This is a genomic window from Methylibium sp. (assembly GCF_013817345.1).
In the GTDB taxonomy this organism is placed as follows: Bacteria; Pseudomonadota; Gammaproteobacteria; order Burkholderiales; family Burkholderiaceae_C; genus Methylibium.
Map to the genome: position 1 here is coordinate 1 of NZ_JACDCW010000009.1, position 414 is coordinate 414.

The window sequence follows — 414 nt, forward strand, 5'->3', positions numbered from 1 at the left end:
AAGGCGGCACGGACTTGCAGGACCTCATCGACCTGCGCGGCTTCGCCGACATCACCACGACCAACTTCGCGACCAGCGTGACCTTCTCGCCCACCGGCACCGGCAGCGCGGACACCCTCGTCGCGATCGCCGGCGGCAGCACCGTTACGCTGGCCGGCATCGCCCAGGCGAACGTGAGCATCACCGACTTCATCGTCAATGCCGGCGTCATCGACCCACCACCGCCGCCGCCACCGCCGCCGCCCCCACCTCCGGACGGAAGCACGGTCTTCAGCGACGCGAGCTATACCCTGGCCACTGGCGAAGGGCCCAATCTCACCCTGACCGGCACCGCCGACATCAACGGCACCGGCAACTCTGTCGACAACATCATCACCGGCAACAGCGGCAACAACGTGCTGGACGGACGCAACG

Annotated in this window: 1 pseudogene; it reads left to right on the top strand. The window is 67.6% G+C overall.

The annotated features are described in order from the left end of the window. Positions 1–14: 14 nt before the first annotated feature. A pseudogene (locus tag H0W40_RS02885) lies at positions 15–414 on the top strand (hypothetical protein); the annotation flags it as partial.